The organism is Streptomyces sp. NPDC058308, assembly GCF_042880275.1.
In the GTDB taxonomy this organism is placed as follows: domain Bacteria; phylum Actinomycetota; class Actinomycetes; order Streptomycetales; family Streptomycetaceae; genus Streptomyces.
On sequence record NZ_JBHVZA010000003.1, the window covers coordinates 255,763 to 278,568 of the forward strand.

Genomic DNA, 22,806 nt, shown 5'->3' on the forward strand with positions numbered 1-22,806 from the left:
AAAACCGCTCGCCTGACCGATTACGATCCACGTCCATGAGCGCGCCAGAACAGACCGAAACCGGCCCCGAGCAAGACGAGATGCCCCTGACCCCGCAGGGACCCACCCCCGCGGCCCGCGCCCGCCGCGCCCGCATCGCCGCGGCCTCGGTGCTGATGGCCGCGGCGGCGGTGGTCCTCGCGCTGCGCCTCGCGAGCCGGTCGTCCGTCCTGGTCGTCGGCGTCTACGGCCTGCTGCTCATCCTCTGCGGCGGAGTCATCGAACTGAGCCGCCGCGGCCGGACGAGGCTCGGCACCTGGCTCCTCGCGGCGGGGCTCGCGGCGGCACTGTTCATGGACGGCTTCGTCCTGTCGTAACCCGAGCGGTCAACTCCCTCAGGGCCCCGGGCACTTCAGGACTCCAGATACCGCAGCACCGCAAGGACCCGGCGGCTGTAACCCTCCGCGCGGGACAGGCCCAGCTTGTCGAAGATCGCGTTCAGGTTCTTCTCGACCGCGCTCAGCGAGATGTGCAGCTTCTGCCCGATCGCCGCGTTCGTGTGGCCCTCCGCCAGGGCTTCGAGCACGGTGCGCTCCCGCGGCGTGAGCCGGGTCAGCGGGTCGACGTGCGTGGTGCGGATGAGCAACTGCCGTACGACTTCGGGGTCGATGGCGGCGCCCCCGGCGTGCACCCGCTCAAGCGCGTCGAGGAACTCCTCGACCTGGGCGACCCGGTCCTTGAGGAGATAGCCGACCCGCTCGGCGCTCGAAGTGAGCAGCTGCGCCGCGTAGTTGCGCTCCACGTACTGGGACAGCACGAGGACGCCGATCTCGGGGCGCAGTTCGCGGATCCGCACCGCGGCGCGCAGGCCCTCGTCGGTGTGGTCCGGCGGCATCCGGATGTCGGTGACGACGACATCGACGTCGGGGGTGTGCGCCCCGACCTCGCGCAGCAGCGCGTCGGCGTCGCCCACGGCGGCGAGGACCTCGTGGCCCTCCTCGGCGAGCAGCCGGACCAGGCCCTCCCGCAGCAGGGTCGAGTCCTCGGCGAGGATTACGCGCACGGCAGCTCCGCGGTGATCGTGGTGGGCCCTCCGGGAGGGCTGTCGACATGGAGTGTGCCGTCGAGCGCGGCGACCCGGCTGCGCAGCCCGGTGAGCCCGCTGCCCGCGGGATCGGCGCCACCGGCCCCGGTGTCGCGGACCAGGACGGTGAGCGTGGGGCCCTCCCGGTGGACCCGCACGAAGACCTCCTCGGCCGCCGCGTGCTTGGCGGCGTTGGTCACGGCCTCCGACACGACGAAGTAGGCGGCCGTCTCGACGGGAGAGGGCAGCGGCTGCGGCACGTCGTACTCGATGCGTACGGGCAGCGCGCACCGCTCCGACACCCCGCCGAGCGCCTCGCGCAGGCCCACGCTGTCGAGCGCGGTGGGGTAGATCCGCCAGGCCACCTCGCGCAGTTCCGTGAGGACTTCCCGCGCCTCCTTGTGGGCCTGTTCGAGCAGGGCGTCGGCCCGCTCCGGGGTGCGGCCGCGGCGGGCCCGGCCGAGCAGCATGGCGAGGGCGACGAGGCGCTGCTGGACGCCGTCGTGCAGATCACGCTCGACGCGGCGCCGCTCCACGTCGACGGCCCGGACGACCGCGGCACGGCTGGTGGCCAGTTCGTCGATGCGGCGCCGCAGGAGTTCGCGCTCGGAGGGGCCGAAGCACTCGCGGGCCAGGCGTGCGTCCTGGTCGGTGAGGGCGCGCAGACCCTGTACGGCGAGGAAGAGCAGGGTGCCGCCGAGGACGACCTGGCTGAGCAGGTCCACCCAGGTCATCGAGGAGCGGGTGATCGACACGGCGAAGATCCCGGCGAGCACGGCACCGAAGTCGACGAGTGCGACCACGACCGCGCACAGCAGCCCGGAGTACGTACGGGCCGCGAGGTAGCGCAGGACCTGCTGGTCGGATGCGCGGTGCTCGGGGAAGACGTCGTGGAAGAAGAGGGAGCGGCGCCACCGTTCCAGGGCGGTGAGCCGGCGGGCGCCCGCCGCCAGGAGGGCGTGGGCGTGGGCGCGGGTGCGCGGCCAGAGCAGGAAGGCGCCGAGGCCCGCGCCGGCGCCGGCGAAGTACAGCAGGCCGAGCAGGGCGGTGAGGCAGCCGACGAGCACACCGCAGACCCGCAGGACGAACGGGGCGGCGACGGGCTCCTTCACATCGCCCGACACTAGCCGAGCCCCGGGAGGGCTAGGCCCTGTCGTCGAACTCGCGTCTGCCTCGCGGCGTCTGGCACGCACGCTCGCCGCGTTGTCGGGCTCATCCCGGTACGCCCAGTACCGGGATGACCCTCCGCCTTGCGATCGCACGCACCAGACGCCGCGAGGCCGCCCTCCGGGCGAACGACGCGAGTTTGACGACAGGGCCTAGTCCGCACGGCGGTGGCGGGGCCCGGCCCCCGGCCTGCTCCGGTCGCGGGACCGCACGCGCACCACCACGTACACCGCGACCGCGAGGAGGACGAGGACCAGGACCGCCTTGGAGAGGAGGCCGACGTACGTCTCGACCGCGTCCCACTGGTCGCCCAGCCAGTAGCCCGCCATGACGAGGACGGTGTTCCAGACCAGGCTGCCCAGCGTGGTCAGGGCGAGGAAGACCGGAAGGCGCATGCGTTCCACTCCGGCCGGTACGGAGATCAGGCTGCGGAAGATCGGCACCATCCGGCCCAGGAGCACGGCCTTGGTGCCGTGCTGGGCGAACCACGCCTCGGTCCGCTCCAGGTCGGAGGTCTTCACCAGCGGCAGCTTCGCCCACAGGGCGTGCAGGCGCTCCCGTCCGAAGAGCACCCCGATCCAGTAGAGGGCGGCGGCGCCGGTCACGGAGCCGAGCGTGGTCCAGAACAGCGCGGAGAACAGGCTGATCACGCCCTGTCCCGCGGCGAAGCCGGTGAGCGGCAGGATCACCTCGCTGGGCAGCGGCGGGAACAGGTTCTCCAGGGCGATGGCGAGCCCGGCGCCCGGTCCGCCGAGCACGTCCACGAGGTCGGCGGCCCAGCCCGCGATGCCTCCCGCGGGTTCCTGGGGGAGGGCGAGCGTCATGAGGTCCATGGAGGTAACGCTAGAAAGCGCAGGTCAGCGGCGGTATGAGGGTTGCCGTCGAGTCAGGGTGCGGGAAACCGCACCCTGAGGACACGAGCCAACGCGAAAGGGCGTCCCCGGAGACCGGGAACGCCCTTTCGGCATTCGCAAGTGCGCCGCCAGGGACTCGAACCCCGGACCCGCTGATTAAGAGTCAGCTGCTCTAACCAACTGAGCTAGCGGCGCCTGCTGACTCATAAATAGTACCTGGTGCGCGGGGGTGCCTCTGACCATGGCGACCCGAAGGGGCGCGGGGAACCGCACGACCCGGCCCCCACCGGCCTGCGGCTGCCTAGATGGCCAGGGACAGCAGCACCGGCGCCGCCCCGCGGTTCAAGGTGTCCGCGGCCTCCCGCAGCCGATGCGCGTGCTCGACCGGCAGCGAGAGCGCCAGGCACCCCACCGCAGAGCCCGCAGTGATGGGGACGGCCGCGCAGACCGTGCCGACCGCGTACTCCTGGAGGTCGAGGACGGGGACCGTGGCGGGTTGGGCGGCGAGGCGGTTCAGGAGCACCCGCTCGTTCGTGATCGTCCGGGAGGTGAGGCGGGCCATCTTGTGTCGGGAGAGGTGGTCCCTGCGGCCGTCCACGTCGAGCTGGGTGAGCAGGCTCTTGCCGACGGCGCTGGCGTGGGCGGAGGAGCGGAAGTCCACCCATTCGTTGACCGCGGGGGCGCGGGGGCCCGCGGCGAAGTCGGTGACGCGGACCTCGCCGTCCACGTAACGGCTGATGTAGACGGCGGCGCCGATGGAGTCGCGCAGTCCGTCGAGGGTCTTCTGGAGCTTCTCGCGCAGCGCCTCGGCGTGGTGGTGGGCCGAGCCGAGGCGGCTGAGGGTCTCCCCGGTCACGTACGCACCGGCGCTCTCGCCGGTGAGCTGCTCGACGTACCCCTCACCGCGCAGCATGCCGAGCAGGGGGACCAACTGGGCGAGGGGCAGACCGGTGTCCCTGGCGATGCGGGCCGCGGTCACGCCGGTACCGTGCCGTGCGACGGTCTCCAGGACCCGCAGGGCGCTCTGGACGGAGCGGTGCGGCGTGGTCGCCTCGTGCTTCAACGCCACGGCTTCCCCCTGCGTGGAACGGTTCCGGACAGCTGGGCTCGGTCCCACGATAGCCGTCAAGTGGCGCATTCGGAGCGACGGTTGAGGAGATTGGTGGCGCGCTCCCGCCTGATCGGCGGGAACGCACCGCTTTGGCATATGCCCATGTCAAGCCCGGTACGGGCTCACAGCACCGCGCTGAGGAATTCGCGGGTCCGCTCGTGCTCCGGCTCCGTGAAGATCTTCTCCGGGGTCCCCGACTCGATGACCCGGCCCGAGTCGAACATGAGCACCTGGTCCGAGATGTCCCGGGCGAAGTTCATCTCGTGCGTCACGCACAGCATCGTGATGTCCGTGGTGTGCGCGATGTCGCGGAGCACGTCGAGGACGCCCGCCACCAGCTCCGGGTCGAGCGCCGACGTCACCTCGTCGAGCAGCAGGACCTGGGGCCGCATGGCCAGGGCGCGCGCGATGGCGACGCGCTGCTGCTGGCCGCCGGAGAGCTGGGTCGGATAGGCGTCGCAGCGGTCGCCGAGCCCGACCAGGTCGAGCAGCTCGCGGGCCCGTACGTCGGCCTCGTCCTTGGACATGCCGAGGACGCTGACGGGTGCCTCGGTGATGTTCCTGAGCACCTTCATGTTCGGGAAGAGGTTGAACTGCTGGAAGACCATCCCGATGTTCTTGCGGACCTCGCGGACGTGCTTCTCGCCGGCGGGGACGAGCTTGCCGTTCTTCTCCTCGTGGGTGAGGTACTTGCCACCCACCTTGATGGTGCCCTGCTCCGGCTTCACCAGGGTCATCAGGAGCCGCAGGATCGTGGTCTTGCCGGAGCCGGACGGGCCGATCAGCGTCACGTGCTTGCCGGAGGCGACGGAGAAGTCCAGCTCGTCGAGGACGGTGTTCGCGCCGTAGCGCTTGACGACCTTGTCGAAGCGGATCAGCTCGCTGCCGTCGACGGCTGGGTTGGGGATTTCCTGGGAAGTGCTGCTGTCAGCGGACAAGGCGACGCTCCAAAACTCGCAGAAGAAGAGAGGCCGGGTAGGCGATGACGATGAAGGCGACACCGACCACGCTGATCGCCTCGTAGGTGAAGGTCGTCTGGCTGTAGCCCTGGGCCTGGCCCAGCATGTCGAGCGCGCCGATGGCGGACATCTGCGGCGACTCCTTCAGCATGACGATCACGTAGTTGCCGAGCGCGGGGATCACCCGGCGCACCGCCTGCGGCAGGATCACGGACGTCCAGGTGCGGCGCTTGGAGAGGCTGAGCGCGGTCGCCGCCTCCCACTGGCCGGCCGGTACGCCGTCGATGCCGGCGCGGTAGACCTCCGACGTGTACGTCGAGTAGTGCAGCCCGAGCCCGACGATGCCCGTGGTGAGCGGGGACATCGAGGGTCCCCACTCCGGCACCACGTAGAACAGGAAGAACAGCTGCACCAGGAGCGGGGTGTTCCGGATGAACTCGGTGACGACCGTGACCGGCCAGCGGATCCACTTCTTCGGCGAGCGCTGCGCGACGGCCCAGACCAGGCCGAGGGAGAAGGCGATCAGGGTGCCGAAGAGCAGCGCCTTGAGGGTGAGCTCCACGCCGTCCCAGAAGAGCGGCATGAAGTCGTCGACGTGATCCCAGTTCCAGTTCACTTGGCACCCCCCGTGCCGGTGACGGCATCGATCGTCGACTTGGAGCGCATCCCGCCGAACAGGCTCGTCTTCTCGGGCGTCTGCCCCACCCGCTTCTTGGCGTGCCGCTCCAGGAGCCGCATGCCGCGCGTGAGGACGAAGGCGAAGACGAAGTACAGGGCGAGCAGCAGCGTGTAGATCGGCGCGCTCTCGCTCTTCACGAGCCGCAGCAGGTCACCGGCGAAGGTCATGTCGGCCACCGCGATGAGGGACACCAGCGAGGTGCCCTTCAGGAGCTCGATGAGCAGGTTGTTGAACGGCGGGATCATCTCCGGCCAGGCCTGCGGCAGTTCGATGCGGCGCAGCCGCTGCGTGGGGGTGAAGTTCAGGGCGATGCCCGCCTCGCGCTGCGCGGGCGGCACCGCGGCGAGCGCGCCGCGCACGATCTCGGAGGCGTACGCCCCGTAGGTGATGCCGAGGGCGAGGATGCCCGCGAACATCGGCTGGAAGCTGATGTTGAAGACCGGCGGCACCGTGAACGCGATCCAGAACATGAAGACCAGCGACGAGGTGCTGCGGAAGATCTCGAAGTAGGCCCCGGCGAGGAACCGCACGATCCAGAGCCGGTTCGTGCGCAGCACGCCGATCGGGAAGGCGATCACGAAGGCGAGGGCCGCGCTGAGGAAGGTGACCTGGACGGTGATCCAGACGCCCGGCAGGAACCAGTTCCCGAAGAACTCCGACGACATCATGACGAGGCGCCCTTCGCCGGGGGACAGAGCCTGGCCACGGTGAGGTTGGTCATCTCGGCCTCGGTGAAGCCGAACTCCTTGACGATGCGCAGGAGTTCACCGCTCTTCTTGAGCTTGTGCAGCTCCCTGTTGAAGGCGTCCCGCAGGTTCTTCTCGGAGAGCCGGAAGGCGAAGCCGCCGGCGCCGTAGGCCGGCTTGCCGTCGACGACGGGCTGGAAGGGCTTCGTCGCCTCGACGCGCGGGTTGTTCTTGATCACCGTGCGGACGGTGACGTTGGTGCCGGCGAAGGCGTCCACCCGGCCCTGGGACACGGCGTCCATCCCCGCCACCTGGTCGGGCAGGACGAGCACGGACTTCACGCCCGCCGCCTTGGCGTAGTCGATCTCCGCGTAGGCCGTGCCGCTCGCCAGCTTCAGACCCTTCTTGGCTATGTCCTCGTACCCCTTGATGCCGTGCGGGTTGCCCTTCTTCACGATGAAGGAGTCGAGCATGAGGTAGTCGGGGTCGGAGAAGAGGACCTGCTCGCACCGCGTCGGGTTGATGTACATGCCCGCCGAGACCACGTCGAACTGCCGCGCCTGCGTCAGGCCGGGGATCAGGGCGCCGAACTTCGTGGGCACCGCCTTGACCTTGGGCACGCCAAGGCGCGGGAAGATGACCTTGGCGATCGCCGGTGCCTCCCCGGTGACCTCGCCGTTCTCGTCGATGTACCCGAACGGGACCTCGCCCGCGACACCGATCCTGACCGTACCGCTGTCGCGCAACCTGTCCAGCAGATCGCCCCCCTCAACCTTCCCCTCGTCGGGTACCCGGCTGCATGCCGAGACCCCGAAAGCGCCCAGGGCCGCCCCGCCCGCTCCGGTGAGCAGGGCGCGGCGGCGGACCGCTCTGCCGGTGAATCCCTCGTTGTTCCCAAGTGGTGGAGCCATGGGCGCGCGGCTACCCGGCTCGACGCGAGATATGCCGATGAATTCCGGCCCCTGATGCAATCGTTGTCCTCTTGACCCAAGGAGGAGCATGGGACACATGCCAGAGCGATTCATCGAAGTCTCCCTCGCCAAGCGGGGAGTTCAGTGCACGGCAAAGCTGCTCGACGACCGGGCCCCGGTGACCTGCGCGGCGGTGTGGGAGGCGCTGCCACTCGGCTCGGACGTCTATCACGCGAAGTACGCGCGCAACGAGATCTACGCCCTCTTCCCGGCCTTCGCGGACCGGGAGCCGCCCCTGGAGAACCCGACCGTCACTCCCATCCCGGGAGATCTCTGCTATTTCTCCTTCTCGGGCACGGAACTGGGCACCCAGGCGTACGGCTACGAGGCGGAGGCCGACGTGCGGGCGGGCACCACGGTCGTCGACCTCGCCCTGTTCTACGAGCGGAACAACCTGCTCCTGAACGGCGATGTCGGCTGGGTCCCCGGCATCGTCTGGGGCCAGATCGTCGAAGGCCTCGACCGGATGGCCGAGGCCTGCAACGACCTGTGGCGCGCGGGCGCACAGGGAGAAACGCTGAACTTCAAACGCGCCTGAGCGCCCCCGCCGTTCAGCTCACCACCGGCGCGGGCGGCGCGAGATCCGCGCTGCCCGCCTCGTACAGGGCGTGCGCGGCCCGGAGCACCACCGTGTCGGCGTGGCGCGCGCCCACCAACTGAACGCCGATGGGCAACCCGTCGTCATCAGCCCCGCAGGGCACCGTCGCGGCGGGCTGCTGGGTGAGGTTGAAGGGGTACGTGAACGGGGTCCAGCCCGTCCAGCGCCGGTGCCCGGAGCCCCGCGGTGCCTCGACCCCGGCCTCGAACGCCGTGATCGGCAGCGTCGGCGTGACCAGCAGGTCGTACGTCGAGTGGAAGCTGCCCATGCGGCGTCCGAGGTCCATGCGCACGTCGACGGCGGCCAGATAGTCCAGCGCGCTGTAGCGGGCACCCTGCCCGCAGACCTCCCGCAGCGCCGGTTCGAGCAACTCCCGCTGAGCGGGCGCCAGATGCTGCACGACGCGCGCCGCTCCGCTGAACCACAGGGTGTGGAAGGCATCCACCGGCTCGGAGAAGTCGGGGTCGGCCTCCTCGACGTACGCGCCCTGCGCCGCGAGGGACTCCACCGCCCGCCGCACCGCCGCCGCGACCGCGGGCCGCACCGCGACCTGGCCGCCGAGCGAGGGGGAGTAGGCGACGCGCAGGCCGCGCACCCCGCCGTCGAGGCCCGCGCGGAAACCGCCCGCCACCGCGCCGAGCTGGGACCAGTCACGGGCGTCGGGACCGGTGATGACCTCCATCATCAGCGCCGCATCCGCCGCGTCCCGCGTCATCGGGCCCACGTGGGCGAGCGTCCCGAACGGGCTCGCGGGATACAGCGGCACGCGCCCGTACGTCGGCTTCATCGCGAAGATCCCGCAGAACGCCGCCGGGATCCGCACCGAACCCCCGCCGTCCGTGCCGAGCGACAGCGGGCCCGCGCCGACCGCCACGGCGACCGCGCTGCCGCCGCTGGAGCCGCCCGAGGTGCGCGACGTGTCGTACGGATTGCGGGTGATGCCGCTCTGGGCACTGTCCGTGACGCCCTTCCACCCGAACTCCGGGGTCGTGGTGCGGCCGATGAACACCGCGCCGTGCTCGCGCAGGCGGGCGACCGAGGGGGCGTCCTCGTTCCACTTCCCCTCCGGACTCACGGTCATCGAACCGCGCAGGGTCGGCCCGCCGCGCATCAGGAGCAGGTCCTTCACCGACACCGGAACGCCGTCCACCAGCCCCTGCGGCTCGCCCCGCCGCCACCGCCGCGCACTGGCCTCTGCCTGCGCCAACGCCGTCTCCGGCTCGATCCGCACGAACGCGTTCACCGCCGGCTGGGTCTCCTCGGCCCTGCGCAGCGTGGCACGGGCCGCGTCGACCGGGCTGAATTCACCCTTGCGGTAGCCGTCCACGAGTTGTACGGCGGTGAGATCCGTGAGGTCGGTCATGCACGCTCCTCAGAAGACAGACGGGGGTGGGGGTGCCGTGGGGGTGGGGGTGAGGCGTGATCAATGCCCTGGGACATACCCACGTTTCTTGTCGACCACGTTCGCCAGCGGCCGCCCCGCCTCCCACGCCTCGTACAACTCGACGAACTGAGCGCCCAGTTCGTCTCGCCAGCCGATCGTGTCGCCGCTCATGTGGGGGGAGACGAGCAGTCCGGGAGCCGTCCACAGGGGGCTGTCCGCGGGCAGCGGCTCGTGCGCGAAGACGTCGAGGGCCGCGCCCGCGATCCACCGCTTGGCCAGCGCCGCCACCAGGTCGTCCTCGACGACGAGCGGGCCGCGGCCGATGTTGACGAACCGCGCGGAGGGCTGCATGACGCCGAAGCGCCGCGCGTCGAACATGCCGCGCGTGTCGTCCGTGAGCGGCGCCGCGCACACCACCCAGTCGGCGCGCGCGAGCAGCCGGTCGAGGTCCTCGGGCCCGTGCACGCCGGGCCGGGACGTGCGGCCCACCAGCGCCGTGGTGATGCCCAGCGCCTTCAGGGTGTGCGCGATCGCCCGCCCGATGGGCCCCGAGCCGACGACGCACGCGCGCGTGCCCGCGATCCGCCGCGTCTCGCGGTGCTGCCAGGAGCGCTCGCGCTGCAGCTCCAGGGTGTGCGGCAGATCCTTGGCCATGGCGAGTACGAGCGCCGCTACGTACTCCGCGATGGGCTGGTCGAAGACGCCGCGCGCATTGGTCACCACCGCCTCGGACGCGGCGAGTTCGGGGCACATCAGGTGGTCCACGCCCGCGCTCGCGGTGTGCACCCAGCGAGGTCGCGGCCCCTCGCCCGGCCAGGCGCGGCGCACCGCGTCCGAGGAGAAGTCCCATACGAGCAGCACGTCGGCGAGCGGCAGCCGCTCGGCCAGCGTGGCCCCGTCGGCGTGCAGGACGCGGGCGCGTCCGGTCAGGCTGCCGAGCCGCGGCGGGGGCGTCGGGGGTGCGGCGTCAAGGACAAGAACGGTCGTTTCGGACGACGAGGGGAAACCGTTTCGCAATGAGGTTCCGCTTCCCGGTCAGAGGTACGGCCACGCCGCGTCAGAAACTCGACTCGGCCGTCTGAGATGTGCGGATTGACCACGCTCGCACCCGAACCTACCTTCGTCAACAGAGGCACTGCTGTACCGGCAGTGCGGCGAGCCAGTACTCTCCGTGCAGCCGTTCACACACTCTGTGCGGTCCGTCCGCGCAGCATCCCCGTCCCGCCGTCCCGGCGCGTCGCCGGCATCGCTCGTCCCGGCCCCCGGCCGGTCCCTGAACACACGCACGAACTTGGGGACTGTTCATGGACGTCTCTTTCCTCGGCGGACCGCACCCTCAACGAGGTGTAGGTGTCGTTGCCCCTTTCGACTTCGTCCTCGACCGCGAACTGTGGCGGTGGATCCCGGACGAGATCTCGCTCCATCTGACCCGCACGCCGTACGTGCCCGTCGAGGTCAGCCTCGACCTCGCGCGCCTGGTCAGCGAGCACGAGACGCTCGCCGAGGCGGTCCGCGCGCTGACCGCCGCCGAGCCCGAAGTTCTCGCGTACGCCTGCACTTCGGGCAGTTTCGTCGGTGGCATCGCGGGCGAGCGCGCGATGTGCGAAGCCATGACACGGGAGGGCGCGGTCGCCTCGGTGACCACCTCCGGCGCCCTCCTGGAAGCCCTCGACGAACTGGGCGCGCGGCGCATCGCGCTGGTCACGCCCTACACCTGGTCGGTGACCCAGTCCCTGGAGGAGTACCTGGGCGAGGCCGACGTCACCGTCGCCGCGCGCGCCTACCTCGGACTCACCCGGCACATCTGGAAGGTGCCCTACCGCGACGTGGCGGACATGGCGCGCCGCGCGATTCGGAGCCGGGGCGGTGACGTCGACGCCCTGTTCATCAGCTGCACGAACCTCCCGACGTACGACGTCATCCCGCAGCTGGAAGCGGAACTGCGGATGCCGGTGATCTCCGCGAACCAGGTGACGATGTGGTCCGCCCTGCGTCGGCTGGGTACGCGTGCGGTAGGGCCCTATCAGGCGCTGATCGATCCGACGGCACGACCGGGCGCGATCCCGTTCGAGCCGCCGGCCCCGCGGCAGGGCCTGCCCGAAGTACCACCCGCAGAAGGAGGAGGCTGGACGTGACGGCACTCGGATTTCTCTACCCGGGGCACTCGGCCGAGGACGACTATCCCCGCATGGAGCAGATGCTCGGCAGCGATGTCCGGCTGCAGGTCGTCCACACGGACATCGGCGAGGACGCGCACCGGGTCGACGCGCTCCTCGAAATGGGCGCGGCCCCGCGGCTCGCCGCGGGCGTCGAGGAGCTGCGGCTCTCCGGCGCGGAGGCGGTGGTCTGGGCGTGCACCAGTGCCAGCTTCGTCTTCGGCTGGGAGGGCGCCCACGACCAGGTGCGCGAGCTGGCTCGGGCGGCGGGGCTGCCCGCCTCGTCGACCTCGTTCGCCTTCGCGCACGCCGTGCGCGAGGTGGGCGCGGTCCGCGTCGCGGTCGCGGCGACCTATCCGGAGGACGTGGCGGCACACTTCTCGGCGTTCCTGAAGGCGTCGGGGGTGGAGGTCGTCTCGACGCGGGGCAGCGGCATCGTCACGGCGGCCGAGGTCGGCACGTGGGGCCGCGACGAGGTCCTCGCCCTTGCCCGCGACGGCGACCACCCGGACGCCCAGGCGGTGCTGTTGCCGGACACGGCGCTGCACACGGCGGCCTACGTCGCCGATCTGGAGTCCGAGCTCGGCAAGCCGGTCCTGACGGCCAACCAGGTCACGGTCTGGGAGGCCCTGCGGCTGGCCGGGCGCCGGGTCAACGCGCCGTCCCTCGGGCACCTCTTCACGAAGGAGCCGCTGGTCCAGGTCAAGGGCTGAGGATCAGTCTGACCACCGTTAACGTCTGGACCGATCCGGAGACGTAATAGAGGACGATGGCGCCGTCGACCGTCGCCTCGCGGCGGTCGGGGTCGTCCCGTACGGGTGTGGAGCCGTGGCCGTACGGGTCCCGGCCCAGGGTCCGGCTCAGCGTGGCGCGGAAGGCGTCGGCGTCGCCCATCTTGGCGAGGGTGTCGTCGGCGGGCGGCGCGTAGGTGACGCGGTGTGTCCTGCGGTGGCGAGGGCTCACGACGTGCCCCGCCTCTCCGCCTCGTCGGAAGCGAGCCGGGCGAGGCGGGCCTCGGCGTCGGGATCGGGCACGGCCTCAAGCATCCAGTGCCGCATCACGGCGTGGATCTCGTCGACCCCGGCCTCGTTGATGGCCCGGTCGAACTCGGTGCGCCGTCCTTCGGGCAGGGCGGCGCGGATGTCCGGGATGGTGTTGGGCACTTCGACCTCGACTCCGTCGACGAGGGTCTTCAGGGGATCAGCCATGGTCGGCACGGTAGTGGGACGGCGGCGGTGGCGCGCCCGTCGGCGCCGCCGGGAATAAAACGGAGTGAGCCTCCTGTTCTGGGTCCCGTAGCCACGAGAGCCACGACACGACGTACGTACGCAGTGCAGGAGGCACCCCAAGTGACAGTGGACCCGACCAGCGACGGCATCCGCGGCGAGCGGCACGGCACCGCGCCCGTGCCCCTGTCCGTGCTCGACCTCGTCACCGTCGGGGCGGGGCGCACCGCCACCGACGCGCTGCGCACCAGCGTGGAGATCGCCAAGCTGGCCGAGGCCCGCGGCTACCACCGCTACTGGGTCGCCGAGCACCACTCCATGCCGGGCGTCGCCTCGTCCTCCCCGGCCGTGATCCTCGCCCACCTGGCCGCCCACACCGGCCGCATCCGGCTCGGCTCGGGCGGCGTCATGCTGCCCAACCACGCGCCGCTCGTCATCGCCGAACAGTTCGGCACGCTGGAGGCGATGGCCCCCGGCCGCGTCGACCTGGGCCTCGGCCGCGCGCCCGGCACGGACGGCGCGACCGCCGCGGCGCTGCGCCGCACGGACCGCCTGGGCGAAGGCGCCGACGACTTCCCCCAGCAGCTCGCCGAGCTCACCCGTTTCCTGGACGACGACTTCCCCGACGGCCACCCCTACCGGCGCATCCACGCCGTCCCCGGGCCCATCCAGGCGACCTCGCCCGGCGGCGTCCAGTCCACGCACCGCCCGCCCCTCTGGCTGCTCGGCTCCTCCGGCTTCAGCGCGCGCCTCGCCGGGGCGCTCGGCCTGCCGTTCGCCTTCGCGCACCACTTCTCGGCGCAGAACACGATTCCGGCGCTCGACCTCTACCGCGAGTCGTTCAAGCCCTCCGCGCTCCTGAACGCCCCGTACGCCCTCATCGGCGTCTCGGCGCTCGCGACCGACGACGAGAACGAGGCCCGCCGCCAGGTCATGGCGGCCGCCCTGAACATGGTCCGCCTGCGCACCGGCCGCCCTGGCCTGGTCCCCACCCCCGAGGAGGCGGCGGCGCACGAATTCACCGAGATGGAGCGGGAGTTCGTCCACTCCTGGAACGCCAACGTCATCCACGGCACCGCGGACCAGGTCCGCACGGGCCTGGACGACCTCGCGAAGCGCACGGGGGCGGATGAGCTGATGATCACGGGTAACGCGCACGGGGGCGACGTGCGGCTGCGCTCGTACGAACTCATCGCCGACGCGTACGGGTTGCCCCGGTAGGGGGCGGGTGCGGGGCGCGGCGCTGCGGGTGCGGGTCGATGTGGGCTGGTCGCGCAGTTCCTCGCGCCCCTTGGGGGTGATCTCGCCGCTGACGGGCGCGGGTCGTTCGTGGTTGCTCGCGCAGTTCCTCGCGCCCCTTTGCGGGGGGGGCGTCTTTAGGGGCGCGGGGAACTGCGCGCTCAGCCCTCTGTGTGCCGCACAGGCCGATCCGCGGAACCACGCAGACGCGTCTGCCTGCGGCGCTGTGTGGGCGGGTGCGGGGAGCTGTGGGCTGGTCGCGCAGTTCCTCGCGCCCCTTGGGGGTGGTCTCGTCGCTGATGGGTGCGGGTTGTTTTGGGTTGCTCGCGCAGTTCCTCGCGCCCCTTGGGGGTGGTCTCGTCGCTGATGGGTGCGGGTCGTTTTGGGCTAGTCGCGCGGTTCCTCGCGCCCCTTACGGGGGGCCGGGGGTGTTTTTAGGGGCGCGGGGAACTGCGCGAGCAACCCACAGCGACCCGCACCGGCCGATCCGCGGAGCCACGCAGACGCGTCAGGCCGCCCGCAGGGCCACACGCAGGTCGGCCAGGGCGTGCCGCGAGCCGCCCTACGACGCCCCCCGTAGCAGTACGGAGATACGATCCGCCGCAACGGGGCGGGAGTACAGCCACCCCTGCCCCGTATCGCACCCGATCTTCCGAAGCCGCGCAGCCTGAGACGCAGTCTCCACGCACTCCGCCACCACCGTGAGCCCCAGCCGATGCGCGAGCTGGACCATCGCCTCCACGATGACCTCGTCGGCGCGATTGGTGTGCGCCTCCCCCTCCTCGTACTGGAAACCCCGCACGAAGGACCCGTCCAGCTTCAGTACGGACACCGGGAGCCGGCTCAGGTACGCCAGGTTCGAGTAGCCCGTCCCGAAGTCGTCGATGGCGATCCGTACCCCCATGTCGCTGAGCGCCTGCAGGGCCTGCAGCGGCCGCCCCGCCGAGCCCATGACGGCGGACTCGGTGAGCTCCAACTGCAGCAGACGCGCGGGGAGTCCGGTCTCGGCGAGGATCTCCGCGACGTCCGCGACCAGGTCGGAGTCCCACACCTGCCGCACCGCCACGTTGACGCTGACGAACACGGGCTCCCGCTCAGGATGCTCCAGCTGCCAGGACCGCGCCTGCCGGCAGGCACTGCGCAGCACCCAGCGCCCCAGCTGCACGATCGACCCGTCCTCCTCCGCCAGTCCGATGAACCGATTCGGCGTCAGGAGTCCGAACTGCGGATGCTGCCACCGCACCAGCGCCTCGACCCCGTGCACGCCCTCGTCGTCGAGCCCCACCAGCGGCTGGTAGTCCAGGACGAACTCGCCCCGCTCGACGGCGGGCCGCAGTGAGCTGGCGAGCGCCTGACGGGTCATGCGGTGGGCGTTGCGTTCGGGGTCGAAGAGGGTCCAGCGGGCCTTGCCGTCCGTCTTCGCCCAGTACAGCGTGGTGTCGGCGGCCTGCATGAGCCCTGTCGTGGTGGTGCCCGCGGCGCGGCGCTCCACGACGCCGATGGACGCGGAGACGGCGAGCCGCTGCCCGGACAGGTCGAACGGCTCCTGCAGCGCCGCCAGCGCCGTGTCGGCGAGGTCCACCAGCTGGTCCGTGCCGGTCGAGTCCTCGACGAGCAGCGCGAACTCGTCGCCGCCCAGGCGTGCGACCAGCGGCGCCGCCGGCCTGCCGTACCCGGCCCGGTCGGCGCAGCGGGTGAGCCGCTCCGCGACGGCGGCGAGCAGCCGGTCGCCGACCCGGTGGCCGAGGGTGTCGTTGACCGCCTTGAACCCGTCGAGGTCGAGATAGCAGAGCCCGATCCGGCCGGTGCTCGTGTCGTCGTACGTACCCGCTTCGAGCGCCGAGGCGAGCCGCTCGAAGAAGAGGTTGCGGTTGGGCAGCCGGGTCACCGGGTCGTGCATCTGCACATGGCGCAGCCGGGCCTGCAGCTCGCGGCGCGCGCTGATGTCGGTGGCGGCGAGGAGAGCGGCCCCGCCCGCATCGCGGCCGACGGTCCCGCCCTCACCGCGCCCCGCGGGCTCCGGCATCGGCATCGGCGAGACCGTGATCTGGACCCACAGCGAGTGCCCGTCGGGGTGCTTCAGGCGCCGGGTGCAGCGCAGCCTGGCCTGCCGCCCGCGCAGCACCTCGCGGTACGCGTGCCAGGTGCGGGCGTCGGAGGTCAGGTCGATCAGCTCGGCGACGACGCTCCCGGTGAGTGCCCCGGGGGCCGTGCCGAAGAGGGCGGCCAGGGCGTCGTTGGCACTGAGGACGAGACCCTCGCTGTCGACGACGGCGAGGGGCAGGGGCGCGGCCGCGAAGGCGGCGCGGTAGTCGGACTCCCTCGTGCGGCGACGCTCCGTGACGCCGGCCCGGAATCCGGGCGCCGTGACCGTCGTGGGGATGGGCCCTTCGGACGTTCCGTTCACCGCTTGCTCCCGCAGTGCAGGTTGTTCTCGAACAGGTCTCGTCGGGCGCCCGGCTGAGGGCGGGCGGTGGTGTGGAGGCCGGGCCCGCGCAGGGAAAGTGTGCCGATCATAGAGGTCGGCCGACGGCCCCTTCCAGCCGTATCACCGGGTCGAGTGGGGCCCACGGCCATCGGCAGATCGTTTCTGCTCGGCCCTGAACTGGTTGCGTTGCGACCCGATCGCTTGTGACGTTCCGTGAGCGCTCGGGGTGTCGCACTCGTGCCTCTCCCTCACTCGGAAGGGCCAGACAAACAGGGCGTACTTCAACAAAACATCACAAGGTGGGTGGGGTGTCCCGCATTCCGCACCCGGAGGTCGACGTGCCGCGTCAGCTCCCCCCTTGGGGACTCACCCGTGGAGGGGAGAACTCCCGTCTGCGCAGCACCGCCGCCCTGCTCACCTCGCTGGCCGCCCTTGCCGCCACCTCCCTGGTCGCGGGCCCCGCCATCGCCGAGCCCACCGCGGGTCCGTGCGCTCTGCGCCGCACCACCGCGCACCACTCGGAGGGCCTCGACACCTGGAACACCGCCTACCCGCGCCCGGTCAGGAACCTGAACGCGGTGATGGTGTTCCTCTCCTTCCCGGACTCCCCGCCCCTCTCCACCCCCGGGGAACTGGCCGCCGACTACTTCCCGGCCACCAGCCAGTTCTTCGAACGCGCCTCGTACGGAAAGTTCCGGCTGACCCCGCATCCGCAGCGCGAGTGGGTCCAGATGCCGCACGGCTCCCTCTCGTACGCCATACAGCGCGACTGGAACGCCAAGCGCCGTGCCGCCTATCTGCGCGACGCGGTGGCCGCCGCCGATCCGCAGGTCGATTTCTCGCGGTTCGACGTCGTCTACTTCGTGGCCGACCCGGACGCGCCGGGCGTCGACTCGGACGCCACGAAGGTGGTCAACTTCGACCGGCCGATGCGGGCCGACGGCACGGACATCCGGCGCATCGTCACCGTCTTCGAGCGGCACCCGCCGGACCGCAACGTCCTGGCCCACGAGACGGGCCACGTCTTCGACCTGCCCGACCTGTACCACCGGCCGACCGACGGCAAGGGCGACTGGGACACCTACGTCGGCGACTGGGACGTCATGGGCAGCCAGTTCGGGCTCGCCCCCGACCTCTTCGGCTGGCACAAGTGGAAGCTGGGCTGGCTGGAGCGGCGGCAGGTGCGGTGCCTGGCGGCGGGGACGGAGCGGCTGACCCTGGACCCGCTGGCGGCGCCGCAGGCGCCCGGCGCCCTCGGCGGCACCCGGCTCGCCGTGCTCCGCACGGGCCGGGGCTCGGCGCTCGTCCTGGAGGCGCGCGGCTCTCTCGGTAACGACCACGCGACGTGCACGGAAGGCGTCCTCCTCTACGAGGTGCGGAACGAGGCGGCGTCGGGCGGCGGCCCCGTCGAGGTGGTCGACGCCCACCCGGACTCCGGTGCCTGCTGGGGCCAATCGGTGTACCCGCAGCTGGCGGACGCCCCGGTGCGGGCGGGGGAGAGCTTCACGGTGCCCGGCGAGGACGTACGCGTGGAGGTGGCGGGGCGGACGGCTTCCGGAGCCTGGACGGTGCGGGTCACGACGGGCTGAACCGGTCGGTCACGGGACGGCAGCTGCCCGCACACGCAGCTGCCCGCACACGCAAGAAGCCCCTCGCTCTCGCGAAGGGCTTCTCACCGTCTGTGCGCCGCCAGGGACTCGAACCCCGGACCCGCTGATTAAGAGTCAGCTGCTCTAACCAACTGAGCTAGCGGCGCCTGCTGACGTCGTAGACCTTAGCACTCTGATCGCCGCCAGGAAAAATCGATATGCGCACGGCGGAGGAGGTCGCCGACCGGGCCGCCCGGACACAGGCCCAGAGCATTACCTCGGGCCCCGGGAGCCAGGGGTGACGGGTGTCGGGGGCGACCAGCCAGCGGGATCCGAGGTGCCTGCCGGACGCGGGATCCGAGGCGTCGGCGGCCGTGAGCGGCGGCACGGTGACCGCGTCGCCGGTGCCGTGGCAGAGGACGGACGGGACGGCGGGACCCCACTCCTCCCACTCCAGGAGGGCGGGCAGGCGCTGGGCGGTGCCGGGGGCGGCGAAGAGCAGGACGCGGCCGCGGTGGGCGGCGACCGGACCCGAGCCGGGCCCCTCCGCCCATAACCGGTCGAGCATCCGCCGCCCGAAGACCGCGGGGACGCTCACGACGTCGAAGGCGGAGCCGCAGGGGAGCACGGCGGGGGCGGCGGGCGCGCTCCGCCAGAGGGCGAGGGCGCTGCGCGGATACGTCTCCGCGGAGACGAGCCAGGCGGCCCCTTCGGCGGTGACGGCGGAGGCGTGGAGGGAAGCACTGCTCATGACAGGAAGGTGTACCGGCAGTGAAGGTTCCCGTTCCGGGAGTTACGGGAAACCGGGACAGCGGGGGGCGGGTTGGAGTACCTTGCCCTACTGGCATATGCCAGAAAACCCCCTCATGGCCGCCGTTTCACCACATCCGCGGCTACGGCATCCTTTCGCTACGGCGCTACGGCGCTACGGCGCTACGGCGCTACGGCGCTACGGCGCTACGGCGCTACGGCGCTACGGCGCTACGGCGCTCTACGGCTTCTCGATGCCGCCGCGCAGCAGTTCCCGGCCGAACTCGACCATCTTCCGCGCGTAGTCCTCGGTCCACTCCGCGCGCTCCGCGATGCTCGCGAGCGTCAGCCGGTCGAACCGGCGCGGGTCGGCGAGCTGGGCGGCCGCGATGGCCTGGAACTCGATCGACCGGTCCGTCGCGGCCCGGAACGCGTGGGTCAGCTCGGTCGCGCGGTCGAGGAGCTCGCGCGGGTCCTCCATCGACTCCAGGTCGAAGAAGTGCTCGGGGTCGCCGGTGGCTTCCGCGGGTTCGAAGAGCAGCGGCGCGGGGCGCATGCGCTGCTCGGTCCGGGGCCGCTCGGGCTCCGCCATGGTGGGTCCTCCTCTTGTACGGGCTGTCCGTCCGGTGCCCGGCCGACTCTCATTCTCCCTTGCCGCACAAGGGGGCGGGGGGCTGTGCGCCCCGCGTAACGGATGTCCGCGGCCGCGTCTGCCGGGTCCCGCGCGTCCGCGTCCGCGGCTTCTCGTGGGTTGCTCGCGCAGTTCCCCGCGCCCCTGACAGGGGCGCGGGGAACTGCGCGACCGACCACGTCCGGACCGCAGACGCCCCAGGCGCGACCCCCGCAGACGCATAGGCGGCTTCTCCAGGGGCGCGGGGAACTGCGCGAGCAACCACAGCGCACCCGCAGACACACCGCACCCGAGCGCCCCGCGCTCAACGCGCCCACGACACCCGGTGCTCCGCCAGCCGCGCAAGCACCGCATGGTTCGCCTCCCAGCCGTCCGGAAACTTCACCGTGACCCCCAGCTGGACCGGCTCCGTCGACGGATGGTCGTCCAGGAGGGCGTCCACACCGGCGCGGCAGACCACGACGCACGCGTGCCGGTGCCGGGAGGTCAGGACGCAGAGGCGGCCCGTCTCCAGGTGGAAGGCGGTCGCGTCGGGGCGGCCCGACAGCGGGTGCAGGACGACCGTCACGTCGTACTCACGGCCCTGGAGACGGTTCGCCGTGTCCACCGTGACATCGCTGACGCCCAGCTCCGCGAGGGCCGCACGGACCGCCGCCGCCTGGTCCCGGTGAGCGGTGCCGACGGCGATGCGGTCGGCCGTGAGCGGCGCGGGGTCCGGGCCGCGCTCCGACGTGGCGGCCCCGCCCCGGTCCAGGAGGCGGCGGACGACCTGGGCCAGCGCGCGCACCGCCTCGGGATCCGTGCGCGGCGTATTGCGCGCGGGCAGCTCCAGCAGGCCCCAGCCCGACAACGCCGCCTCGTCGATCACCCGGTCGGGGGCCGACCCGTCCGACGGCACCGCGAAACTCAGCGCACGGTCCCCGTGCCCCGTGCCGCTGCGGAACGGCGTGTACGGGTAGAACGCGTCGGAGACGAGGGGCGCGGCCGAGGCGGGCAGCCGCCAGGACACCGGCAGGCGGTGCTGCGGCAGCTCGGGATTGTGGGCGAGCAGCGTCGTCACGGCGGACGCCGAGGGGTCGTACGAGAGGCCGGCCCACTGCTCCGCGCCGACGATGGAGAACGGGTCCAACTGTCCCGGGTCGCCCACGAAGAGCGCCCGCTCGAAGAGCCCGGCCACGGCGAGCAGCGCGTCCGAACGCATCTGGTACGCCTCGTCGACGATGGCGTGGCCCCACGGCGCGTCCAGCTGGTCGGTCTTGACGTGCGCCCACTTCGCGGCCGTCGAGATGACGACGTCCAGGCCCGCGAGGTCGCCCGCCTTGGTGGACTTGCGGACGTTCGGAAGGTCGTCGAGCGCCTTGTCGTACGGGTCGGGGTCGCTGCTGTGGAGGCGGCCCACCGGAAGCTCGGGGTCCTTCTCGGCGAGGCGCAGGACCAGGTCGTCCACCTGCGCGTTCGTCTGCGCGATGATCATCAGCGGGCGTCCTGCCGCGGCCAGTTCACGGGCCGCGCGGACCACGAGCGTCGACTTCCCCGCACCGGGCGGCGAGTCGACCACGACGCCGCGGTGCGTGCCGTGCAGCGTGTCGTGGAGGATCGCCTCCGTGGCGCGCGCGGCCTCGGCGCCGGGGTCGAAGGTGCTGCCCGCGGGCGGGCCCAGCTGCATCACAGGGTGTCCTCCGCGGTCACGGGGTCGGGGCGCTCGGCGCTGCCCGCGGGGTCGGCGGGCGGCCCGCCGTGCGTCCACGGAGTGGCCTCGGAGTCGGGCAGCTGGGGGCCGCCGCGCTGCTCGTGCTCGAAGAGGGTCCAGCAGATCCGGTCGCCCTTCGCGGGCACGGACCCCGGCTCGGGCTCCTTGCCGCGGCCCATCTTGTCGGTGAGGCGCAGCACGACGACGCCCTCGCTCTCGTACGCCACGAACTCCGCCGTCTGCGGCTTGCCCGCCAGGGAGCGGAACACCTTCGTGCGCTCGCCGAGATGCGGCCGGTCGTCCGTGCGGACGGTGACCAGGGGGCGCGGTCGCGGGCTCTTGGCCTCGTTGTACGCCATGACGACCTCCGTCACCTCGCCGGCGAAGGCCTCGCCCGCGAGCCGGCGGCCGGCCATCACCAGGGGGTCGTCGAGGGCCTCCTGGGCGTCCAGGCGGGCCTGTTCGCGCTCGCGCGTCGCCAGCTTGTTGGCCGCAGTGACCGCGTCGTCGACGCGGGGCTGCGGCGGCTCGCCCGCCGTCACGCGGTCGCGGTGACCCGTGAACGACCAGCGGTCGCGGGTCCACCGGTCGGCGGCGCGCGGAGCCTCGGGGAGTGTGCACAGGGCGTCGAGGCCGCGCCACACGGCGTCCCAGGTGGGCCGGGTCCTGCTGTCGATCAGAGCGTGGATCTCCCGCTCGGCGCGGGTCAGCCCGGCGAGGCGCTCGTCGGCCGCGACGCCGTCCTCGGCGGCGGCCAGGGCGGTGCGCGCGCGGTCGTAGCGCTCGATGGCCGGGGCCAGCAGGTCGTTGTCGAACGCCGGGTCGGTGGCCGGGCCCGCGGGCGGGCACAGCAGCTGGCCGTCCCCGTCCCGGGCCAGCTCGGCGCGGAGCGCGGCCTCGGCCCCCGAAGTGCCCTCCGGGGCCTCGATCCAGGCGAGCAGCGCCCCCAGGTGCTGGTCCTCCAGGCTGGACTGGCCGGTCGCCCAGTGCCGGGAGAGCAGCTCGGTCATGGCGACGAGCAGCGACGAGCCCGGGACGCGGGCACGCTCCCCGAAGTGCGTCAGCCAGCGCCCGAGGAGGGGCACGCGGGGCGGCGCCGGATAGGGCGCCTCGGGATCCTGCTCGGCGGTGCGGCGAAAACGCATGGAGCGGCCGAGGAGCCGCACGAACTCGATGCCCGCGCGGCTCGGGACGATCAGCTGCGGGGCGTCCGCGCAGAGTTCGACCTCGACCTTGACGCGCTTGCCGGTCTCCGGGTCGGTCTCGTTCCGCTCGGCCGCCTCGACGTCCTGCGCGAAGCTGTCGACGTACGGCAGGACGATCTCGGCGAGCTCCGCGAGGAACGCGAAGCGCAGGTCGCGGTCGCGGGGCTGCGGGACGGTCAGCAGGCGGGGGGAGGTGCGCTCGGTCCCGACGAGGGCGCCGAGCGGCGCACCGGTCTCGCCCGCGGTGGTGAGCGGCACGAGGACGAGGGGCCGCTGCGCGACGTGCCGGTGCCGCACGGTCGCCCGAGGCTGGGCCCGCCCGGTACGCACCGCTTCGAGCCGCCCGAGACTGTCGATCAACGACACGGACACACCTCCGGGGAAGGGGAAAAGGGCGGGTGGGTGGGAACATCCCGCCGC

At 72.0% G+C, this 22,806-nt stretch carries 23 protein-coding genes and 2 tRNA genes; 6 read left to right on the forward strand and 19 right to left on the reverse strand.

Annotation, left to right across the window (positions count from 1 at the left end; genetic code table 11):
- Positions 1-35: 35 nt before the first annotated feature.
- Positions 36-356 (forward strand): hypothetical protein, encoded by a 321-nt coding sequence (locus ACFVYL_RS06590; protein WP_389713322.1) that lies wholly within the window; start codon positions 36-38, stop codon positions 354-356.
- Positions 357-391: 35 nt separating this feature from the next.
- Here ACFVYL_RS06590 and ACFVYL_RS06595 read toward each other — a convergent pair whose 3' ends face one another.
- The 9 genes from ACFVYL_RS06595 to ehuB all read right to left on the reverse strand — a co-directional run bounded on the left by ACFVYL_RS06595 (position 392) and on the right by ehuB (position 7,430).
- Positions 392-1,042, reverse strand: a complete 651-nt coding sequence (locus ACFVYL_RS06595) for a response regulator (protein WP_389713323.1) — start codon at positions 1,040-1,042, stop codon at positions 392-394.
- Positions 1,033-2,175 (reverse strand): sensor histidine kinase, encoded by a 1,143-nt coding sequence (locus ACFVYL_RS06600; protein WP_389713324.1) that lies wholly within the window; start codon positions 2,173-2,175, stop codon positions 1,033-1,035. Before ACFVYL_RS06600 ends, ACFVYL_RS06595 begins: the two co-directional genes overlap by 10 nt.
- A gap of 207 nt (positions 2,176-2,382) precedes the next feature.
- The gene (locus ACFVYL_RS06605) at positions 2,383-3,063 is read right to left on the reverse strand and encodes a DedA family protein (protein WP_389713325.1); all 681 of its coding nucleotides are present in this window, start codon (positions 3,061-3,063) and stop codon (positions 2,383-2,385) included.
- A 142-nt stretch (positions 3,064-3,205) separates the two neighbouring features.
- Positions 3,206-3,279 (reverse strand) — tRNA-Lys (locus tag ACFVYL_RS06610).
- 106 nt (positions 3,280-3,385) lie between these two features.
- The gene (locus ACFVYL_RS06615) at positions 3,386-4,153 is read right to left on the reverse strand and encodes an IclR family transcriptional regulator (RefSeq protein ID WP_389713327.1); all 768 of its coding nucleotides are present in this window, start codon (positions 4,151-4,153) and stop codon (positions 3,386-3,388) included.
- 164 nt (positions 4,154-4,317) lie between these two features.
- Positions 4,318-5,133: an ectoine/hydroxyectoine ABC transporter ATP-binding protein EhuA gene (gene ehuA, locus ACFVYL_RS06620; protein ID WP_389713329.1), complete on the reverse strand. Its 816-nt coding sequence runs from the start codon at positions 5,131-5,133 to the stop codon at positions 4,318-4,320.
- Complete coding sequence (gene ehuD, locus ACFVYL_RS06625; protein WP_389713330.1) at positions 5,123-5,770, reverse strand: ectoine/hydroxyectoine ABC transporter permease subunit EhuD; 648 nt, start codon at positions 5,768-5,770, stop codon at positions 5,123-5,125. Before ehuD ends, ehuA begins: the two co-directional genes overlap by 11 nt.
- A complete protein-coding gene (gene ehuC / locus ACFVYL_RS06630) occupies positions 5,767-6,501 on the reverse strand; it encodes an ectoine/hydroxyectoine ABC transporter permease subunit EhuC (protein WP_389713332.1) in 735 nt (244 codons plus the stop codon). Before ehuC ends, ehuD begins: the two co-directional genes overlap by 4 nt.
- Positions 6,498-7,430, reverse strand: a complete 933-nt coding sequence (gene ehuB, locus ACFVYL_RS06635; protein WP_389713334.1) for an ectoine/hydroxyectoine ABC transporter substrate-binding protein EhuB — start codon at positions 7,428-7,430, stop codon at positions 6,498-6,500. The genes ehuC and ehuB overlap by 4 nt, the downstream gene beginning before the upstream one ends.
- A 97-nt stretch (positions 7,431-7,527) precedes the next feature.
- Here ehuB and ACFVYL_RS06640 point away from each other — a divergent pair, with 97 nt between their 5' ends.
- On the forward strand, positions 7,528-8,028 hold the full coding sequence (locus ACFVYL_RS06640; protein WP_389713335.1) for a DUF3830 family protein: 501 nt from the start codon (positions 7,528-7,530) through the stop codon (positions 8,026-8,028).
- A 13-nt stretch (positions 8,029-8,041) separates the two neighbouring features.
- Here the strand turns inward: ACFVYL_RS06640 and ACFVYL_RS06645 are convergent, their stop codons facing one another.
- Together ACFVYL_RS06645 and ACFVYL_RS06650 are read right to left on the reverse strand one after the other, a co-directional pair.
- Positions 8,042-9,451 (reverse strand): amidase, encoded by a 1,410-nt coding sequence (locus tag ACFVYL_RS06645; protein WP_389713337.1) that lies wholly within the window; start codon positions 9,449-9,451, stop codon positions 8,042-8,044.
- Positions 9,452-9,511: 60 nt separating this feature from the next.
- Positions 9,512-10,489, reverse strand: coding sequence for a D-2-hydroxyacid dehydrogenase (locus ACFVYL_RS06650; protein WP_389713339.1), 978 nt, complete (start codon positions 10,487-10,489; stop codon positions 9,512-9,514).
- Positions 10,490-10,776: 287 nt separating this feature from the next.
- Here ACFVYL_RS06650 and ACFVYL_RS06655 point away from each other — a divergent pair, with 287 nt between their 5' ends.
- Together ACFVYL_RS06655 and ACFVYL_RS06660 are read left to right on the forward strand one after the other, a co-directional pair.
- Positions 10,777-11,607, forward strand: a complete 831-nt coding sequence (locus ACFVYL_RS06655; RefSeq protein WP_389713341.1) for a decarboxylase — start codon at positions 10,777-10,779, stop codon at positions 11,605-11,607.
- Complete coding sequence (locus ACFVYL_RS06660) at positions 11,604-12,341, forward strand: decarboxylase (RefSeq protein WP_389713342.1); 738 nt, start codon at positions 11,604-11,606, stop codon at positions 12,339-12,341. The genes ACFVYL_RS06655 and ACFVYL_RS06660 overlap by 4 nt, the downstream gene beginning before the upstream one ends.
- On the opposite strand, the gene ACFVYL_RS06665 is transcribed toward ACFVYL_RS06660, so the two are convergent.
- Both ACFVYL_RS06665 and ACFVYL_RS06670 read right to left on the reverse strand, forming a co-directional pair.
- Entirely contained in the window at positions 12,331-12,522 is a 192-nt protein-coding gene (locus ACFVYL_RS06665; protein WP_389713504.1) for a hypothetical protein, read from the reverse strand. The two genes, ACFVYL_RS06660 and ACFVYL_RS06665, sit on opposite strands and share 11 nt — an antisense overlap.
- A 65-nt stretch (positions 12,523-12,587) precedes the next feature.
- On the reverse strand, positions 12,588-12,836 hold the full coding sequence (locus ACFVYL_RS06670) for a hypothetical protein (protein ID WP_389713343.1): 249 nt from the start codon (positions 12,834-12,836) through the stop codon (positions 12,588-12,590).
- Between the two features lie 141 nt (positions 12,837-12,977).
- Here ACFVYL_RS06670 and ACFVYL_RS06675 point away from each other — a divergent pair, with 141 nt between their 5' ends.
- Positions 12,978-14,075, forward strand: coding sequence for an LLM class flavin-dependent oxidoreductase (locus ACFVYL_RS06675; protein WP_389713344.1), 1,098 nt, complete (start codon positions 12,978-12,980; stop codon positions 14,073-14,075).
- Positions 14,076-14,655: 580 nt separating this feature from the next.
- On the opposite strand, the gene ACFVYL_RS06680 is transcribed toward ACFVYL_RS06675, so the two are convergent.
- Positions 14,656-16,500, reverse strand: a complete 1,845-nt coding sequence (locus ACFVYL_RS06680; protein WP_389713346.1) for a putative bifunctional diguanylate cyclase/phosphodiesterase — start codon at positions 16,498-16,500, stop codon at positions 14,656-14,658.
- 338 nt (positions 16,501-16,838) lie between these two features.
- Here ACFVYL_RS06680 and ACFVYL_RS06685 point away from each other — a divergent pair, with 338 nt between their 5' ends.
- Positions 16,839-18,110, forward strand: a complete 1,272-nt coding sequence (locus tag ACFVYL_RS06685; protein ID WP_389713505.1) for a M6 family metalloprotease domain-containing protein — start codon at positions 16,839-16,841, stop codon at positions 18,108-18,110.
- 93 nt (positions 18,111-18,203) lie between these two features.
- On the opposite strand, the gene ACFVYL_RS06690 is transcribed toward ACFVYL_RS06685, so the two are convergent.
- The 5 genes from ACFVYL_RS06690 to ACFVYL_RS06710 form a co-directional block, all read right to left on the reverse strand.
- A tRNA-Lys gene (locus ACFVYL_RS06690) sits at positions 18,204-18,277 on the reverse strand.
- A complete protein-coding gene (locus ACFVYL_RS06695; RefSeq protein WP_389713347.1) occupies positions 18,268-18,861 on the reverse strand; it encodes a bifunctional DNA primase/polymerase in 594 nt (197 codons plus the stop codon). The genes ACFVYL_RS06690 and ACFVYL_RS06695 overlap by 10 nt, the downstream gene beginning before the upstream one ends.
- 240 nt (positions 18,862-19,101) lie before the next feature.
- Entirely contained in the window at positions 19,102-19,452 is a 351-nt protein-coding gene (locus ACFVYL_RS06700; protein WP_389713348.1) for a hypothetical protein, read from the reverse strand.
- Between the two features lie 343 nt (positions 19,453-19,795).
- A complete protein-coding gene (locus tag ACFVYL_RS06705; protein ID WP_389713349.1) occupies positions 19,796-21,157 on the reverse strand; it encodes an AAA domain-containing protein in 1,362 nt (453 codons plus the stop codon).
- On the reverse strand, positions 21,157-22,752 hold the full coding sequence (locus ACFVYL_RS06710) for a hypothetical protein (RefSeq protein ID WP_389713351.1): 1,596 nt from the start codon (positions 22,750-22,752) through the stop codon (positions 21,157-21,159). Before ACFVYL_RS06710 ends, ACFVYL_RS06705 begins: the two co-directional genes overlap by 1 nt.
- Between the last annotated feature and the right edge of the window lie 54 nt (positions 22,753-22,806).